This is a genomic window from Citrobacter sp. RHBSTW-01013 (assembly GCF_013781985.1).
GTDB lineage: Bacteria > Pseudomonadota > Gammaproteobacteria > Enterobacterales > Enterobacteriaceae > Citrobacter > Citrobacter braakii.
Genome location: NZ_CP056185.1, coordinates 2,795,561 through 2,813,327, shown reverse-complemented (window position 1 = coordinate 2,813,327; position 17,767 = coordinate 2,795,561). Strand labels below are relative to the sequence as shown.

The window sequence follows — 17,767 nt, the reverse complement described above, 5'->3', positions numbered from 1 at the left end:
AGCTGATCTAAGAGCGCCTTTTGAACAAATAATGAAGAAAGGGGCGGAGATTATTAGCGGTTGCGATAAAGAGATTGAAAGTCTGATTAGACTTATAAAGGTAATACCTACTACAACAAGCCTTAGTTACATTTATCGTCGGCTTCGTACGACCAAGTTTGAAATCACTACTGAATCGATGATGGAACAGGAGATGTTAACAACCGCTTTTGTGGTCAGCTACGCACGTTTGTTCGCCAAAAGCAATGGCACTTGCGTTCTCCAGCGGAATGATCTCCCTGTCCACCTACGGGCTGTTCATGATGAGCTGTATAAAATTCGCAACGAACGTTATGCTCATAACGGAGGTCATAACCCCCTACAGCGGCCTCGTCGGCTTACTGGTTTTAGCGCTATTACCTTCTATAACCTCTCTTTTGCGGTAGATAACTATTGCAGGGATCGTTTGGATGAGCAACATGCGTATAATATGGCTTGCCATCACAAAACTCGCATTCGCGTTAAGCGCCAGTGCCGCAAAGGACATTGATTCCACGCTCCCGGGAACCCAGGAGAGCATCAATACATAAAATGGATAATCCAGAAGATGCGCCGCTGTAAATGCCATCATGACCGTCACACCCAGTCCAATAGCAATGAGCTGTATTGAAGACCAAAGATGACGCAAAAATGCAGTCAACGTAAACGCAATAAAATGATGCCCCAGTAATATGCCCATCAGGATCATACTGAACTGATTGAAAATATCGGGAAAAAACACAGTCTGAGATGACAAAGGGTGTAGGAGTGCTGCACAAAGCAACGACGTGATCATAAAGGGCGCAGGAAAGTGGAAGCGTTCAAGGCATTTGCCCAACACATAGCCCGCAAAGACAATACCCAATAGCCAGAGCACATTAGTCGTTGCAAACAATACAGGCGGCATGGCCATATGGGTTTGCGCACCGCCGGTAATATATCCGGCCAATAAGGTCAATGTGATGAGCCGAAGCGAGTGCGAAATGATAATTTTTTGCGGCGGCGTTTTAACATGGGACGCTAGCGCTAATACCGCTGCCATTGCCCCCGGAACGGCGCCCAATAACGCCTCTTCCTTACTCCAGCGTAATCGGTGAATACACCACAAGTAGCATGCGGTGAATTGCAGGGATAAGCATACTAATAACAACACCAGTAAAAATGCGATATTTCCTTGCGCCCCAAAAGAAAAATCGCGAAATAAAAGACCAATTGACGTACCAAGAGAGAGTTGAATCACCGTCAGGCTGCCCGGCAGTACTGGCACAGAAAGACCGGTACGTTTTAACACCAGCACGGTAATAAGGGGGCCAAACATCATACCTAACGGAACGTTGCAATAGGTTAAACCCAACCCAGCCAGGATACAAAGAGCAAAACCTAACAATAATTTCATACACCTTTCTCCTGGCTACCGGGAGTGTTAAATACTCAGTGAACGGTTTCGTTAACCCAAAGGGTATTTTCAGCAACCCATTGGGTCAATGCATCAAGACGTTCGTGTATTTCCCGGCTGGACTCCGCTTGAACAATAGCACTCACGATCTCGCCATTTGTTAATTTCATCGCGTCATATTGGCGGCCGACGACACCTGTTGCCCGATATTTAACCACAAAAGGCAATGGACATTTTTCCGCAATAGAGAGGAGCGTGCCCTGTGCAGGCGGCACATTTAATTGGCCAACCCGTAAAACGGGTTGTCTTTGCGATAAATCCTGCGGATAGATTTCGCATAAACTGGCTTTAAGCCAGGTCATTCGAGGATCAAGACCAAAAGCGGCCCCTAATTCTTCATTGACAAAGCAGCCACCTAATCGGCAAGCAAGCTCGCCAAAAATAATGTTGTTATCTTTATCAACAAAAACTTCAAGGTGAAGCAATGCGTTTTCTTCCGTTGGAAAAACCTCTTCAGCAAGATATTTGGTGTAGGCAATCAGTTTACGATGCAGCGGCGTGTCATCTTCCATAACCAGACCTAATGTTTTCCCGGATAGAAAATCCAGGCAGGAGACGGTTGCACGAGATGCAGAAACAAATATCGCCTTTCCTTTTAAATACAACGCATTAATTTGATAAGCTTCGCCTTCGATAAATTTTTCAATGAGCAGATTGTGATACTCTGGCGGCTTAACCTGCACCAGATATTTATAAAGCTGGCCTTCATTTTTAAGAACCACCACGCCCTGTGATCCACGCCCATCATTAGGTTTGATGACGCAGGGATATCCCTGTTCGGCAATGAATCGCGCCATCGCAGTCGCACTGTCGACGCGTGCCATAGCAGGAACCGGTAACTGATGAGACTGAACAAGCGATTTCATCATAAATTTATCACGGAAGAACATGGCCTTTTTTTCACGGTCGTGTGTCAAACCCAGACGATCGCTGATTCGCGCGGCCCTCAGAACATCGATTTCGGCGAGGTAAAAGATACCCGTTGCTTTATTGTCCTGGGCGTAGTGGTAAATATCCATTTCCACGAAGGGATTATCATTAAAGTTTTCATAAAAAAGGAAAGAAAAACCTGCCCCCATATGATCAAGAATATTATCGATCTGGCTTGCGCACGTTGCAATCAGAACCGGGGCCACTGATTGCAATGACTGCCACTCTTCACGTGAGTGCTGAAAAATAATTTTTGGTGGACACAGCAAGATATTCATTGTTTTTCTCATTCAATATCAAATGTAATGACAAATACATCCCGATAACCTTTTCCTGGCAACAAAGGAACCACTGCCGCGGTATAATGCTGATAATTCACATCATTGAATATTACTGCATCGCCCGCATGCAGTTTGAACGTAGAGGCATCATTGCCCCCATCATGATTAGGAATAAGCGTGGTTTCTCCACCAGTCACATTCTCAATTTCGCTGCAATAGATTGCAATGTACTTAAAACCATCTTTATGAATACCCTCTGGAGCGGGATATCCAGGCCTTCGGTCATCTGTCGTTATTCTTATTTGATGAATGCCAATATTGTAAGTCGTGTCTGGAAGCAATGGCAAAAGCTTACGAAACACCAGATTCATCACTTCTTCAGCAACGTCTTGTTTTATTTCTGGGTATTTTCTTGCAATACCGCCAGCGTAATTGTTCAGTTTTTCCGCTTGAAAAAACTCACCCACTGCGCACAGATCAAAATACTTTTCACGTCCGGCCCTGGCCTGCATGTAACTTCTGAACCGAAAAATACCATCTTCAGCCTTAAGCCATGGATCGGGTAGTAATTCATCAAAACTATTTTTGACTTTCGCTGAAGTCTTCCCCAGTCGAATATGATGATAGGCGTGCATAGATAACCTCCTTAATACGGTAGTTTGAGCAGTCTACTTATAAGATATGAAATGCATATCCAACAATAAATAATATTGCAGACTCTTTTATACTGATAATCTATGGGCAAAAGTAAGGAGGCAGGCTCCTTACTTTTTAAATAACTCTACTTGCTTTTTTTACGTAACTCCGTCACTGGCACGCCACCAATTCCCCAGTTATCAGTCTCCACTTCATCAATGACCACGATGGTTGTGCTGGGGTTTTTATTCAGGACATCAACCAATAGCTGTGTCACTCCCTCCATTAATTTTTTCTTTTGCTGATCGGTAGCACCTTCATTAGTAATTTTAATATTTACGTAGGGCATATGAACTCCTTTTATTAGATAATTTTTGACATTGCACCAAGATAAACAAGTGCAAAGAGATTAAACGATAGAACATAACCGTAGTGCATTTTAAAACTGGTGTTACTGGGTGATACATTCAGACTGTTTGCGGCGAAAATAGCATTGATCGATACGGGAGAAATAAGCTGAGTTGCAATAAATAAGCAAATCCATATCTGATAATCAACCATCCCCCCCGTAAGATAATCAGAAAATATCGACCATGCGATACTAAAGATAATCAGTGGATGGATACCTAATAAACCAAAAAGCGGTACGATGAACAAAATAATCGCGTAGATCTGCAACGTTGTCAGCCCGCCAACATAAGCAGTGATACCCTCAGGTACATGGGAAAAAAGCAGCCAACAAACTGAGGTCAACACACTACAGCTTAAAAGCAACAATACCTCACCGGATATATTCTGTGCTGATTCAGTTAATTGCTCAGCCCAGGGTTTATCCTTTTTAACCAGATGATCGACAACAAAGAGCACAACTGCTGTAAAGGCAATACTTTGCAGTGAATTAAGATTCAGTACCGTTAATGAAAAAATGAATACTCCCCAGAACAGACCTACACATAGCAGGATATACCGCATCCCATCACGGCTGGGTGTCACCGTCTCGTTTTCAGCGATTACCGTCACTTTTGCGCTTTGGTTGAACAAGATACTGAATAAAAAGAGAGGGATACCCACCAGCATCGCCTTAAGATGCGGTACGTCAGGCATTGCCGCCCAAACGGCAGCAGCGCCGATGGTGGTTGGCATCAGTACCATCGTAATGCATACGGTGCGCGTAATAATCTTTGCCAGGTTGAATCTTGGCCCAATAACTGACTTGAGGCCATCGAGCAGCAATGATATTGCCCCCAGACTCATTTGCCATGTTAAGAACGCCGTCAATAACGTAACCCCAAAAGTCATGTTCGATGTTTTTCTACGCGAAAAATATCCTCCCAGAACAGCTGTAAAATTAAGAGAGGCCATGACTTGTCGTAATAAGGCAATACCAACAAGCAGTAAAATCACATCAAAATATCGCGAAAAAATTGCAGGGAGCACAATGCCTTTCAGGTTGTTTGTAGCAAGAAGAAACATCATCGAGCAGAGAAAAATAATCACACCACTTCTGGCGGATGATTTTTTTGACCAGAAAGCAAATGTCGATGCGAAGTAGAGCACGGCGGTAACTCCCGCAATAGCCGACATCGCCGCATGTTTATCCGTCAACGCACAAGCGAACAGAAATACCAGCAATGATGTTATCGCTAACGCAGGTTGCAATGATTGCCACGCCTTGCCACGGGCCTGGATTTGCTCAGTCTGCATTTATCGCTACCTCTGGCTGAGCCTGCCGCACCATCATTTGATGATACATATCTGCGACACAACGGCCTGCATCAACCAGGAATCTTGAATTAACCAGCGGACGTGGCAGGACGTAGGTGTAAAAATTCGCGCCTTCCGCAGGATTGCCCAGCACCCAAAAAGCCGTCTGCGCTTCCCCCATGCGATTAATAGGATGCTGGCATTGATCGATATCCAGCCCACCCGGGTGATACCCCTCATTCATAAATGGACGAGCAATACCATTGGCTGTCATATTTCTGATTAACGGTGAAGCGTCATGTAGTGGCGAAAAACTGGCAATTTTCGCCTTGATTAAAACATCAGCCTGAATCTCAGTACTCTCTTCTTTAAAAGGTGAGTGAACTTCGAATTTTCCTTCGCAGTCGTTCAATACTAACCTTGAATCTTTACCACCGGCCAGACTCACCACATTCGCTTCCATTAATGCTAATAGTTGTTCATTTCTTAACTTCGGCGGGCCAACGGCAATGCGGTTAAAAATAGGATTAAAATGCTCAAGGAAATACTGATGTGACCGCGATTCAAGCCCTGAATTATCAATCGCTTCTCGTAAAATATCCCTGACATCACGAATAATGTCTGTCGCCGCTTTGATCGGGCCATGGACATTGCCCTCCTCAGACTCCTGGAGATCTTTACGCAGGAAATACATAAACCATTGAGTATAATCCTTTAAACTCAGATGTTCCTGCGATTGATGTGGATAAAGCACACTGTCAATTACCGCGATGTCTTCAGCGCTCGGTTCATAAGAGCCAGCATCTAACCACTGCCCATTTAGGGTTGAACGATAGGCATAACACATTTCTTTATGCAGTAAGGGGAAAACTTGTTCAAGAAAATCGATTTTTGAAGATCCTTTCTCAAACACATTTTTCAACCGCAATTCTCTGATAGCCATTGCCGTTAAGAAGCGTGGGGAGTACTGCCCAGAAACGCCTTTTTGATTCGCGCCGCGACTGCTAAAAGGTAGAGCCTTACGTGAATAGATAAAAATACCCGGTTCTTTTCCGGAAGGATGATAGCGAAGCTCACCATCTTCCCGGCTAAATTTTCCACCCCTGCCGATAGTGAGTTGCGAAATGACATCATAGGCAGTCAGACCAATACCCTGAACAATCACATTTGATTCCGCTGTTATTTTATTCAAATTATTTATTGGATAAGGAGTCGAATAGTAGTCCAGGCGTTCATTTTCTTATACTTATTGGCAATAAATCGTTCAACAAGATGATCGTCAAACGTTTTGGCGTTGTCGCTGTGACCAGTGGTTAAATAGACGTAATCGGCCACCACACGCTGACTGTCTTCCAAGACAATAATAGACTTCGCATCGTCCTGAATCAGAATGTTGTTGGCCTGCTGATTTATCTGTGTAACCGAGATATTGTCAGGCAAACTTTTGATAATTTCGTGATAAAACCAATTTAAGTATTCACCTAATAATCGACGAGGTAAATAATCGTTGGCGTCAATTGGTTTGCCAGCCACGTCTTTTAAATAACGGCCATCAACATTTTTATAGCCCTGCTCATTAGCCCACTGATGAAAACATGGCCCTGAACGGAAAGATCCGGCATTTGTTACCGTCGCATCACCAAATAATGTTATCTGGCAAGCAACGGTGTTAACCAATAAATGGTCGGGCTGCGATAAACTGTGCGCACCTACACCCATCGCATTTTTATCAACGATAACAATATTAATATGTTCATTCTGTTTACGTTGTGCATGCTGAGCACAAATCCTTTCCAGAATACTAAGCCCCCGAGGCCCCATTCCTATAATAGCAACGGTTGTCTTTTTCATTCTTTGCTCCAACTTTGAGAGTATTTAACTTTGCTGTGTTGAACATAGCTAATCCCTGCTGCGATAAATAACGCACAAGCGCCAGATAATATTGAAATAGTCATCCCGTTTTTATTGTTCTGAAACGCACTCACGATTAATGGCCCGGCAATTTGCCCAATGCCATATGTTAACGTCACCAGACCCAGAAGATTAATTTTCTGTGGTGCAGAAATCTTTTTCGCGAGTGGCATAACGAGAGAACTGGTTCCCATGAAAGTTGCACCAAAGCCAATACAACTCAAGGTCAATAAAAGCGGGGAATGGATAAACGAGGCCATCACAACGCAGCTCGCCTGCACAATTAAGTTAACACTCAGGCAGGACAATATGCTCCACTTGCGTGCAGCCCATAACCAACCATAGCATCCTGGGATAACGGCAAGGCCAACAATAGACCAGATATGGTTGGCCAGAAATTCATTACCCACTCCCCGGGCCATTAAAGGGAGATAAGTAGCTACAATGATATAACCGAAGCCTGCCAGTCCATATAACAATGCTAAATTCCACCACTGGATGTTCGGCTCGGATGACGAAGCTTTTTTCTGAGGAGGTAGAACGTGTTTATTTGCAGGCAGCAAGATAATCAGCGCGATGAAGAGTACAGCTGAAATGATTGACGCGCCGATCCATAGTAGCTTTGAATTTAATGCATATGCGATACCGGCTATAACATATTCATTGCCTATAAAAATACCCACCCCGACGCCGGCAAACAAAGAAGCAATGACAAACGGATTATGGGTATGCTGTAGCATAAGCATCGACCCGAATATCATCATGCCTGCGCTGGCAACACCGGCGAAAAATCGAATAACAATTACTATATCAGGGTGCGTGACTACTGCCATCGCAAAAATAAGTAGGCCGGTGACTAATGCAGCACAAATTAACATCGTTTTGATATTCTTCAGGCCACCAAAAATACCAAACGAGAACAGGAGGCTGCCAACCAGGTATCCGGCGTAATTCGCGCTTGCGATTAACGATAATTGCGAAAAATTAAAAATGCCTTCATGCAACATGACCGGCAGCATCGGAGTATATAAAAACCGACCAATTCCCATCCCCAGCGTTAAAACAATCATACCGAAGACAGCCGTGCTCAACTGGCGATGGCCAATAACATTGTGATCAAGATCCATTTTTCAGGCTCAATATGTCAATCAGATTTGATTGTTATGTTACATAAAGAAATGATAATAAAAAGTTAATAAAAATGACGAAAACCTTCACTTTGAGTGACAGACACGATGAACAGTACCTCATTAAATTTGTTTAAAACCGTCGCGGAAACCGGCTCTATCACCGCAGCAGCCCGTAATCTGCACTGCGTTTCTTCAAACGTCACGACGCGGCTCAAGCAACTGGAGTCCAGCCTGGATGTTTCGTTGTTTGTTCGCGAGAAGAATCGTCTCCACATCACCCCTGAAGGTGAACTGCTTCTGCGTTACGCTAACAAAATCCTCGCGCTTTTAGACGAAGCCGAGTTGTCTATGCAGGGAACGAAAGCGGCTGGCCCTCTGCGCATTGACGCAATGGAAACCACTGCCGCCGTCCGACTTCCTGCTTTGCTGGCAAACTTCCACCGTGAAATGCCCTCCGTAGAATTAAACTTAAAAACGTCACCGACAGATGTGTTAGTTCGTCAGATCCAGAATAGTGAACTTGAAATTGCCTTCGTCGCTGACCACAAGGCGTTGCACGTAGACAATTCAAGGCTACAAACGCAGGTGCTGTGTCAGGAAACCCTGGTTCTGGTTACGGCCGCAGAGCATGGTGATGTCGTGACGGGAGCCGATCTGGAGGTGACAAGGCCGCTCGTCTTTGTGAAAGGATGTAATTATCGTTCCCGGCTTGGGCAATGGTTACGGCTACAAAATGTCGATTATGACGACCCGCTGGAGTTTGGTTCTTTTCAGGCAATACTTGGTTGCGTAAGTGCCGGAATGGGCATTGCATTATTGCCTGAGAGCGTCGTCAAACAGTATGAAACGAGCTTCCCCATACGGTGCCACTCTATTACTCCTCACATTGGTAATGTCAATACTATGATGATATGGCTTAAAAATCGTGAGGTTAGCCGGGTATTGAATTGCTTTGTTTCCTTTGTTTCATCCCACTGAGGTATTCCACAACCATATTGTGCCGTTAGGACTTTTGGGCTGGTAAATACTCTATATGGATCTATTATCGATGCAGGCTTTCAGTTTCAGGATTGACTAATGCAATTTAATAGAGTTGCTGAAGATTTCTTTCCTGGGATTGGTCAAGAAATTTGACCACTGTTTTGTAGTAAGAACGGCATCTGCTCTCTGATTCGTTCGTTGCCAGTCTGCCATTGCCACAGAGCTGCTGTTGCAGCCCTGACAACCTTAGACTTCAATCGATTCAGAGATCTCTAACGCATCATCGACTTCAATGCCCAGATAACGGACTGTGCTTTCCAGTTTCCTATGGCCCAACAGAAGTTGGATCACCCGAAGATTCTTGGTTTTCTTGTAGATCAGGTAAGGTTTTGTTCTTCTCATGGAGTGTGTGCTGTAAAGCGAAGCTTCGAGACCAAGCTTTTCTACCCACCCATGAAAAATTCGGCTGTATTGCCGGGTTGATATGTGCCGGTTAGTTCCGATCCGAGACCGAAACAAGAAGTCTTTACTGTGCAAATTGCCAAGCTTTATCAATGCAGCAACAGCTTCTCTTGTCCCTTTGGTTATCTCAAATTGCACAGGGCTACCGGTTTTCTGTTGCAGCACCGTAGCTCTGCTTGAAACCGAGCTACCATATGCAACATCAGATACTTTGAGGTTCACCAGATCACAGCCTCGTAGCTTACTGTCTAAGGCCATGTTGAACAGAGCTAAATCACGCGTTTTACCTTCCAGTTCAAGCCGGATTCGGATCCCCCAGATATGAGATATCTGAAGTGGTCTTTTTTGGCCTATGATACGGTCTTTGTTCCACGGTGACATGTTCATACTCAAATCTCCTGCAATGTTGGAGATTTGAGTATGGTTGTCCCTTATGAGCGAAGAGCGGAAGTTATGCTTGCTGATTTCTCTTAAAATGAATAGCTCGTTTTCCAAGATACTTACAGTTGCAGCCTAGCCGTAGCGGAGCATTAATGCTGGACCGGACAGTGGCAAATTGTGGGTAAGCTCTAGCATATTGCCAACAACATGTACAAGCGCTTCGACTTAGGAGCGCGTTACTATGCTGTGTTACTTGGTACCAGTTCACAATGACGGAGCTAAATCAGGTGTGGTACAGCGGTGTGTTCTTTATCTGAACTCGAAGATGCAAAGGGTAACTTGTAGCTGTTCCTGCTATGTTTGCCAGAAAGTATGTGGCTAAGGCCGTGTCATGATCCCCAGTGATGCCTTCTCATACATGCCAAATGTGAATTCGCACGAGTAACTCAAAAAAGAGTATGTTTTCATCGTGTTAAAACGCTACGATATAACCATCAGGATTATTCTGGGCGTCACTAAACACAGTTGGAATTTACTCTTATCGTAATCGGGTATTGGCAAAATGGAGTCGCTGAATGAGCGTGTTGAGCTGGGCAATAGGTCTGTGCAGGAAGACGGAAGCATGGCTGGTTAAGCGCCAGGCAAAAGATCAGCTACAGCGTGCAGAGCTGGGGCTGAGTCTGACGGAAGGAGAGTTAGATGACCGCTATGACACCTTAGCGCCGAAAACTATCAATGATGCCAGTATGCGAGAGTATTTCATTGCCCTGAAATACGCTTTGTTGCAGAAAGATGTGAGAAACATTGCCATTACAGGTAGCTACGGAGCAGGGAAAAGTACGGTTATTTCATCATTTATGAAATATCACTGCGATGATAAGTACATCAATGTATCACTTGCCGGATTCGATATGACGGAAAATGAAACAACCGTCAGCCCAACTCATCAGGAGGTTGAATTCAGTATCCTCCAACAAATTCTTTATAAAGAGAATAGAGAGAAACTTCCCGACTCAAGGATAGACAGAATAATCGATAGAGGCCCCCACTATGTCAGAGGAACCTATCGGGCCTTACTTAAAGTCATTGCGCCCATCGCGGCTGCCGCATTTATTATCTATTTTAAAACAATTGCAGAGTTTCTAAGCCTTCCACTAACTTGGGCCGAGGTATTTAATGAACACTATATTATAAAAAGCATTATATTAGTTTTGCTGGCTTTTACGGCGCTATACTTTATAACTGCCAGTGCATCACGAATCGGTATTTTTGATAAGAAACTTAAGTTGAGCAAGATCGCCCTTTTAAGCGGGGATGTTGAAGCAAGCGACCAAGAGACGCCATCTTTACTGAATAACTGCCTTGACGAGATTGTGTATTTTTTTACCAAGTTGGAATATAAAGTGGTTATCTTTGAAGATCTTGACAGGCTAGGAACGCCTGAGATTTTCGTTAAGTTGCGTGAAATTAACAAAATAGTTAATAACAATATTGTTGATGGCAATCCAGTCAGGTTTGTTTATGCGGTAAGAGACGACCTGTTCCTTGGTGCTGATGCCAGAACTAAATTCTTTGATTTCATTCTTCCCGTTATTCCATTTATGGATAGCAGAAATGCGTTTACTCTATTAAAGAGGAAAATGTCGTTCGATACGCATAATGATAAATATCTGAAAGACATTTCGGCATATATAAATGATATGCGCAGCCTGCAAAATTTGGTCAATGAATACCATGTATTCAGCAATATCGTTGATAACGGAAATGATAAAATCAAACTGTTGTCGCTGGTTTTTTATAAAAATATCTACGCCTTAGACTATTTTCTTACCGATAAGAAAACAGGGGTTTTATATTCATTTATTCGCGACTATCGCACTCGCAAACTTCACCGTAATCATTTCGATTCTCTGGAAACAAAACTGGATCTTTTACAGTCCGAAATAGAACATCTTAATCATGAACCTATGTATGATCATAGGGGCATTAGAGAGGAAATAGTTTGTCGATATATTCCAAAAATACTCTGGGATGGCATTCATTTTGGTACGGGGAATGGATATAGTAATTTTTACCCCCTAACAACTTTGGCTTTAATTGATGATGAAAATGGTTTTTTAGAATTTTTATCGCAAAAGGAAAATTTATATATAGGCTACTTTGTTAGTCATCAGAGATATTCACTCTCACTTTTTGATAGGGCATTAAGAGAACAACTAAAAGAAGAATACCTGAAACGAAAAACAAAAATGGGTAAAGATAAAAACTCGGCTTTTAGTGAGCTGCAGATAAAAATAAAGAAACTTAAAGAGTCAATAAAATTAAAAAATGCCCTTTCGCTGCGAGAACTCACGCTAATCATCGGGCGTGAAAAATTTGAAGATATTGCTCAGGGGTATCTTGAGGCGATGGAGGGTCATGACTTCGTCTCTGAGCAGCAGCTCCATGCTTTGCGTACCGATATGCGCAATGGCGGGTTAGACGCCTTGTATCTGCTGCTGTCTGATGGTCTGGTGATGCAAGACTTCATGGCCTACCGCTCTATTTTCCATGAAGGATCGATGACCGTAAATGATAACGACTTCCTGAAAGCCGTTGGTCAGGATCTGAGCTACGCAACCTCAAACGGTGAATATTTTATCGATGATGAGAACAGAGTCACCAGCGAACTGGTTGAACATAACCGTATTTATGCCGATGGAGCGCTTCATCATCAACTGGTGACACATCTGATTGATAACGAGGATGAACATCTGGCTGGTATGATCACTTCGCTATTCAGCAAGTCTGATGAACATATCCTTGCTGTTTTTTCTGAGCTTTATAGCAGATTTGGCAAACCCGAGACCTTCGATAAGTTAATCGTTACTGCACTGCAAAAAAATGGTTATCTTGACAGAATGGTTGCCGTTCTCGCAGGCCAGCCTGGTGAAAAATTCACCAATGATATTGCTATAAGTATGATAGCCTGCGTATCGCCTGAACATGCGCTAGATAAATCGCAATACCGCCAGCTTATTCATTCGCTGGGCTGCCGTATCATCTCTCAGCTCACCGAGGAGAATCAGGAAGAGTTCATGCGTCACGTACAACAGGCGGAGGCATGTTATGACGAGCTGTTCGAACCAATGACGCTAACGGAGCGGTATTGCCTGCAATTTATTGCACAAAACAGTCTTTATCAGTTAACTCGGCACAATGTTGGCATTGCCGTTTCGTGTCTTATTGAAAACATAACGCCTGAAGAGGCGGAAAGGAAACCTTGGACGCTCGCCTATGAGCATAAACTCAATGCGGTTTCTGATTACTTCAGTCAAAACATCGATACATTCGTAAGGGATGTGTTTATCTCCTCTGCTGAGGATGCCGAATGTATCCGCTACGTCCTGACCCGCACCTCCCTAAGCGATGGTTCCAAAGGCGATATCGTCAGAAAAATGACCTTCTCGTTTGCTGATCTGTCCGGGATATCGGCTAAAGAAGAATTTACCGAAGACCAGCTAACGATCTCCTATCACGACCTGTTTTACCGTTATGACCGCGTCGTGCCGGGATGGGGCGCGCTAATAGACTATATCTGTGAAGACTGCAACATGGCGATACTGACGGCGTATGTGACAAAGCATGTGGCTGCATTAGGTCAGTCCCCCCTAGAAGTCTATGATGGCGACCGCTATGACCTGCTGTACATGAAAATTATCTGTAATGATGACCTAGACGAGTGGACTTATCAGAACCTGGTTGCACCGATTGAGATTAACATGCGGGAAATTGATGAGCACCTCAGCGCCCGTAATTTCTGCACATTGATAGCTATGTTGAAACTGCCTCTCGACGCGGATGTGTATGAAAAAATTGCGGCTCAATACGCGGATCTGGATGAGAAAATCAGTGATGCCTTCGTCTATTGGTTTAGTCAGTATAAAAGTGAATTTTTGGAGCAGCCCGAGTTCTATCTAAGAAAAGAAAAAGATGCGCGCTTCTTTAAAGCCATGTTCACAAAAGTCATGACTTACGCACCCTTTACTGTGCAAGAAAGAGCGGACCTGGTGTCGCTATTTATTGATTATTTCATTGTGTCTGATATCGCTGACCTTAATTTCCCAAATGATGTCCTGCTGCAGGTGTTTAACAGCACTAGTAATGAAGAATTCAAGGGCATGCTGTTTACGCGATTTATTGTGACAGGTCTCAATAAACATCAACTGGCCGGGCTTTGTCATCATTTAGGTGAAGATGAATTGAAAAATATATTCCTTAATCGAACCCGAGCGACAATTGCTGTTGCAAACAGGGAGCGCGTGATATCAATTCTTCAGCATCTGCAAGCAGTACGCATCATCAGAGATTTCAAGGAACGTGAGGATGGGAAATTCTCTGTCGTTATCGAACCTAACCCAGAGGATGAAGATTAGCTATTTAACCTTTGCTGGCCGGGACCGGGTAGGTCTCTGCCGGTCTTTGTTAATCTGTTAACGAACCTAGATTGTCTCTATTCATGTTAGATTCTTTCAGCAATATGTTGCTGAACAGTCCGCTTTTGGCACAAAGCGGCTATTCAGTCTGCTTAACTTTGTTTCCAGGTTCAAAGGGGGAACGATGAGGTTTTGGCAGAATATGCTTAAGTTAAATGCGAAAAGGAATTCAAATTGGATGGAGTTTTTCACACATGAAAGACATCTTTCAGGATGCTGGTAAAAATTACCGAACAAGCAGATTCTGCCAATCTGGATTCTCAATTTTATGGGAATAGGGCAGCATCGCACGATTAATCAGATCAAAGAATTCTGACTCCACCATCCTTACCGCTTTGCTTGTACCTGGCCCTTTCCATTCATCAAAGAGACGCCAGTAAAGCGATTTCAGCATATCGACCGCTGCCTCGAAAATCTTTACGTCAGGTTCAAACCAATGACACACCAGAAAATACATTTTTTGTTCTGCATCATGAATGGATGTGCACTGGGAAAGTTGACTCATAAATAGCTTTATCCAGACCAATGCTGCTGTTTTTAGCGGTGGCAGTACAATCCGCTGCTCTATCATGTATCGTGACAGATATAATTCAACCTCATTCCGTTCAGGTTGATTATCATGACCCAGTGAAGCGAGAATTAAGAGAGTCCCCGAATCATTTCCTTCGGTAATTTTATCTTCAGCCCATGCAATGATCAGGCAGTCCAGATTATCGTAGAGAAAGTGATATTTCCTTGAAAAAACAAGCAGTCCGAGCAGGTCATTGAGTGAGTATATACATGGCATCTGATGTTCTCTTTCCTGTATCGTTTACATGAACCTTGGCAATGCTCCTGTCTAAGGCCATCATTCATTTAACGGGTGGGGCTACGTATTCGAATGAAATGCCAGTTAACCTTAATTTTATCTTAACTATTGATATAAATACTATAAAGTGTAGTGACATACAGATTTTGACCACATAAGCCGAAGTGTGAGAAGTCCGCCTCTGGCACGGAGCAGTCTGGCTGGCGCCCCTCAAGAGCTGCTATGTCAAGAGCGGACGTTGAGCACGTTGTTCAACGTCACCAAATTCAGCCCCTGGCACTCAGTTTCTCGCGAGTCGGACCTTGAAAGTAGATACTACCTATATGGCAACTACGCGGTTGAGCGAGCACAAAACGAATTGTTTCCCAGACTGAGCGTCCATTTAATAAACGTTCCCCCATTCTGGATTGACTATCAACAAACGTATCTTGATGTAGCCCCCTGAAACACCGGACAGTAGCTGTATCTCCAGATAAGAGATAGGCTTGAATATATGTCTAACACTAACGCCAATTTTGAGATGACCGGGATCCTGTTAGGGCAAGAAGTCCGTAAACGTAAAACTCCTCAGGAGAAGATCGCCATTATCCAGCAGACGATGGAGCCGGGTATGAATGTCTCCCATGTCGCCCGCCTGCATGGTATCCAGCCCAGCCTGCTGTTTAAGTGGAAGAAGCAATATCAGGAAGGCAGCCTCACCGCCGTTGCGGCTGGAGAGGAAGTCGTTCCTGCTTCTGAGCTTACTGCTGCTCTGAAGCAGGTCCGGGAGCTTCAGCGCCTTCTGGGCAAGAAAACGATGGAAGTTGAGATCCTGAAAGAAGCCGTGGAGTACGGTCAGTCGCGAAAATGGATAGCGCACGCGCCCTTGTTGCCAAAGGACGGGGAATAGCCATGGTCAGCCGGACCATGGGCGTGTCGCGTGCGCAACTGTCACTGCGGATTAACCGTTCTGCCGACTGGCAGGACAGGCGCTGTAACCGGCGTAATGAAGAAGCAGACGCAGAAATACTGTCGGCTATCCTCAACATTATCAGCGATATGCCGAGTTATGGTTATCGACGCGTGTGGGGCATCCTGCGCAAGCAACGTCGCACAGAGGGACAGCCACCTGTGAATGCCAAACGGCTTTACAGGATAATGAGCGAGCATAACCTGTTGTTGTTGCATCACAAACCAGAGCGACCGAAGCGTGAACATAAGGGCAAGATAGCGGTGGCAGAAAGCGATATGCGCTGGTGTTCAGATGGCTTCGAGTTCGGCTGCGACAACGGCGAAAAACTGCGGGTAACGTTCGCGCTGGACTGCTGCGACCGTGAGGCCATAGACTGGGCAGCAAGCACGGGAGGCTATGACAGTTCGACCGTGCAGGATGTGATGCTGAGGTCGGTGGAAAAGCGCTTCGGCGACAGGTTGCCCGACACAGCGGTGCAGTGGCTGACGGATAACGGTTCAGCGTATACCGCGTATGAAACGCGGAGGTTCGCGAGAGAGCTGAATCTGGAGCCCTGCACAACAGCGGTGAGCAGCCCGCAGAGTAATGGCATGGCCGAACGGTTCGTGAAAACGATGAAAGAAGACTATATCGCGTTCATGCCAAAACCGGATGTGAGAACAGCACTGCGAAACCTTGCAGTAGCGTTCACGCATTACAATGAAAACCACCCGCACAGCGCGCTGGGATATCACTCCCCGAGGGAATACCGGCGGCAGCGGACATCGTTAACTTAAGATACAAAAGCTGTTCGGAGATGGAGGGTCAAGATCATCAACAAACGTATCTAACCCTGTAAGTTCGAAATCCGGTGGATACAACCCGGTCACACGTATATTTTCTTCGGACAACTGGTGTGACAGTTTAGATGTGAATCCGCTAAGCCCGTGTTTGCTGGCAAAAAAAGCGGGATGCGCAATTGAATCCGTAAAATTCGGAATCCCACATGAAGATATTATTGAGACGACATCCGCGCTTTCTGAACGTCTTAACCCAGGCAACAATGCATGAGTCAGTAAAATCGCACCTGTCAGGCCTGAACTGACGGTATTGATAATTTCTGCGTCTGGTTGATCGTCTAACGTTCCTGACAGCCACTGGGCGGCATTGAGGATTAAAATGTCGATGGGCTTGTCTGAAGTTAACAACTGTGAAGAAAACTGCGAAAGGGATTCAGGCTGGGTTAAATCACAGATATATCCTTTTGCAATCCCGCCTTCAGCCGCGATGATACTGCAAGTTTTTTGAATATCATCAGCACGCCGCGCGCAAAAATCCACCTCGACGCCTTCTTGCGCCAGCCACACGCACAGCGCCTGACCAAATCCTCCACCTCCACCCGTAATTACAGCTCTTTTACCTCTTAGCATCTTCATCCATCCTTTCTTTATGACTATGTGTGGATATAGATATACATGAGGAGGTGGATTGGCATCTTTCAATTAGTGCCATTTTTACATGAGGAATAGGGATAGGGGACTTGCAAAGCCAGCATCTGGCGCGGAGCGGACTGAGCGTTAGGTTATTATATTCTCTGCAAGGATATGTATGCGCTATAAACCAATTTTAATTGTGCTATTTAGTCAGTAAATTTGTTTAGAAT

The 17,767-nt window shown here is 44.5% G+C and carries 14 protein-coding genes and 1 pseudogene; 3 read left to right on the top strand and 12 right to left on the bottom strand.

Annotated elements, in window-relative coordinates:
* Window positions 1-358: 358 nt before the first annotated feature.
* The 8 genes from HV350_RS13605 to HV350_RS13575 form a co-directional block, all read right to left on the bottom strand.
* A complete protein-coding gene (locus HV350_RS13605; protein WP_181628698.1) occupies window positions 359-1,414 on the bottom strand; it encodes an AbrB family transcriptional regulator in 1,056 nt (351 codons plus the stop codon).
* Between the two features lie 35 nt (window positions 1,415-1,449).
* Window positions 1,450-2,682, bottom strand: coding sequence for an ATP-grasp domain-containing protein (locus tag HV350_RS13600; protein WP_181628696.1), 1,233 nt, complete (start codon window positions 2,680-2,682; stop codon window positions 1,450-1,452).
* An 8-nt stretch (window positions 2,683-2,690) separates the two neighbouring features.
* Complete coding sequence (locus HV350_RS13595) at window positions 2,691-3,320, bottom strand: 2OG-Fe dioxygenase family protein (RefSeq protein ID WP_016156404.1); 630 nt, start codon at window positions 3,318-3,320, stop codon at window positions 2,691-2,693.
* 146 nt (window positions 3,321-3,466) lie between these two features.
* Window positions 3,467-3,670: a 4-oxalocrotonate tautomerase family protein gene (locus HV350_RS13590; RefSeq protein ID WP_016152960.1), complete on the bottom strand. Its 204-nt coding sequence runs from the start codon at window positions 3,668-3,670 to the stop codon at window positions 3,467-3,469.
* A 14-nt stretch (window positions 3,671-3,684) separates the two neighbouring features.
* Window positions 3,685-5,025 (bottom strand): hypothetical protein, encoded by a 1,341-nt coding sequence (locus HV350_RS13585; RefSeq protein WP_181628695.1) that lies wholly within the window; start codon window positions 5,023-5,025, stop codon window positions 3,685-3,687.
* Entirely contained in the window at window positions 5,015-6,190 is a 1,176-nt protein-coding gene (locus HV350_RS26670) for a hypothetical protein (RefSeq protein WP_225622999.1), read from the bottom strand. The genes HV350_RS13585 and HV350_RS26670 overlap by 11 nt, the downstream gene beginning before the upstream one ends.
* Before the next feature lie 32 nt (window positions 6,191-6,222).
* Window positions 6,223-6,876: an FAD/NAD(P)-binding protein gene (locus HV350_RS26665; protein ID WP_225622998.1), complete on the bottom strand. Its 654-nt coding sequence runs from the start codon at window positions 6,874-6,876 to the stop codon at window positions 6,223-6,225.
* Window positions 6,873-8,063 (bottom strand): MFS transporter, encoded by a 1,191-nt coding sequence (locus HV350_RS13575; protein ID WP_046276354.1) that lies wholly within the window; start codon window positions 8,061-8,063, stop codon window positions 6,873-6,875. The genes HV350_RS26665 and HV350_RS13575 overlap by 4 nt, the downstream gene beginning before the upstream one ends.
* Window positions 8,064-8,171: 108 nt before the next feature.
* Between HV350_RS13575 and HV350_RS13570 the strand changes: the two genes are divergently transcribed.
* Window positions 8,172-9,044 carry a LysR family transcriptional regulator gene (locus HV350_RS13570; protein WP_181628693.1) on the top strand — a complete coding sequence of 291 codons (873 nt, stop codon included), beginning with the start codon at window positions 8,172-8,174 and terminating at the stop codon, window positions 9,042-9,044.
* Between the two features lie 249 nt (window positions 9,045-9,293).
* Here the strand turns inward: HV350_RS13570 and HV350_RS13565 are convergent, their stop codons facing one another.
* The gene (locus tag HV350_RS13565; RefSeq protein WP_079497767.1) at window positions 9,294-9,896 is read right to left on the bottom strand and encodes a site-specific integrase; all 603 of its coding nucleotides are present in this window, start codon (window positions 9,894-9,896) and stop codon (window positions 9,294-9,296) included.
* A gap of 569 nt (window positions 9,897-10,465) precedes the next feature.
* On the opposite strand from HV350_RS13565, the gene HV350_RS13560 reads away from it, so the two are divergent.
* Complete coding sequence (locus HV350_RS13560; protein ID WP_049040710.1) at window positions 10,466-14,305, top strand: DNA-binding protein; 3,840 nt, start codon at window positions 10,466-10,468, stop codon at window positions 14,303-14,305.
* Between the two features lie 286 nt (window positions 14,306-14,591).
* On the opposite strand, the gene HV350_RS13555 is transcribed toward HV350_RS13560, so the two are convergent.
* Together HV350_RS13555 and HV350_RS13550 are read right to left on the bottom strand one after the other, a co-directional pair.
* Window positions 14,592-15,152 (bottom strand): hypothetical protein, encoded by a 561-nt coding sequence (locus HV350_RS13555; RefSeq protein ID WP_181628692.1) that lies wholly within the window; start codon window positions 15,150-15,152, stop codon window positions 14,592-14,594.
* Window positions 15,153-15,439: 287 nt separating this feature from the next.
* Window positions 15,440-15,601: pseudogene (locus HV350_RS13550) on the bottom strand (deoxygluconate dehydrogenase); the annotation flags it as partial.
* Window positions 15,602-15,693: 92 nt separating this feature from the next.
* Here HV350_RS13550 and HV350_RS13545 point away from each other — a divergent pair.
* A protein-coding gene (locus HV350_RS13545; RefSeq protein ID WP_089617520.1) for an IS3 family transposase occupies window positions 15,694-16,901 on the top strand; the annotation gives its coding sequence in 2 pieces (ribosomal slippage) (window positions 15,694-16,015 and window positions 16,015-16,901; 1,209 coding nt in all).
* Here the strand turns inward: HV350_RS13545 and HV350_RS13540 are convergent.
* Window positions 16,893-17,534: an SDR family oxidoreductase gene (locus tag HV350_RS13540; protein ID WP_249418041.1), complete on the bottom strand. Its 642-nt coding sequence runs from the start codon at window positions 17,532-17,534 to the stop codon at window positions 16,893-16,895. The genes HV350_RS13545 and HV350_RS13540 overlap by 9 nt on opposite strands.
* Window positions 17,535-17,767: the final 233 nt, after the last annotated feature.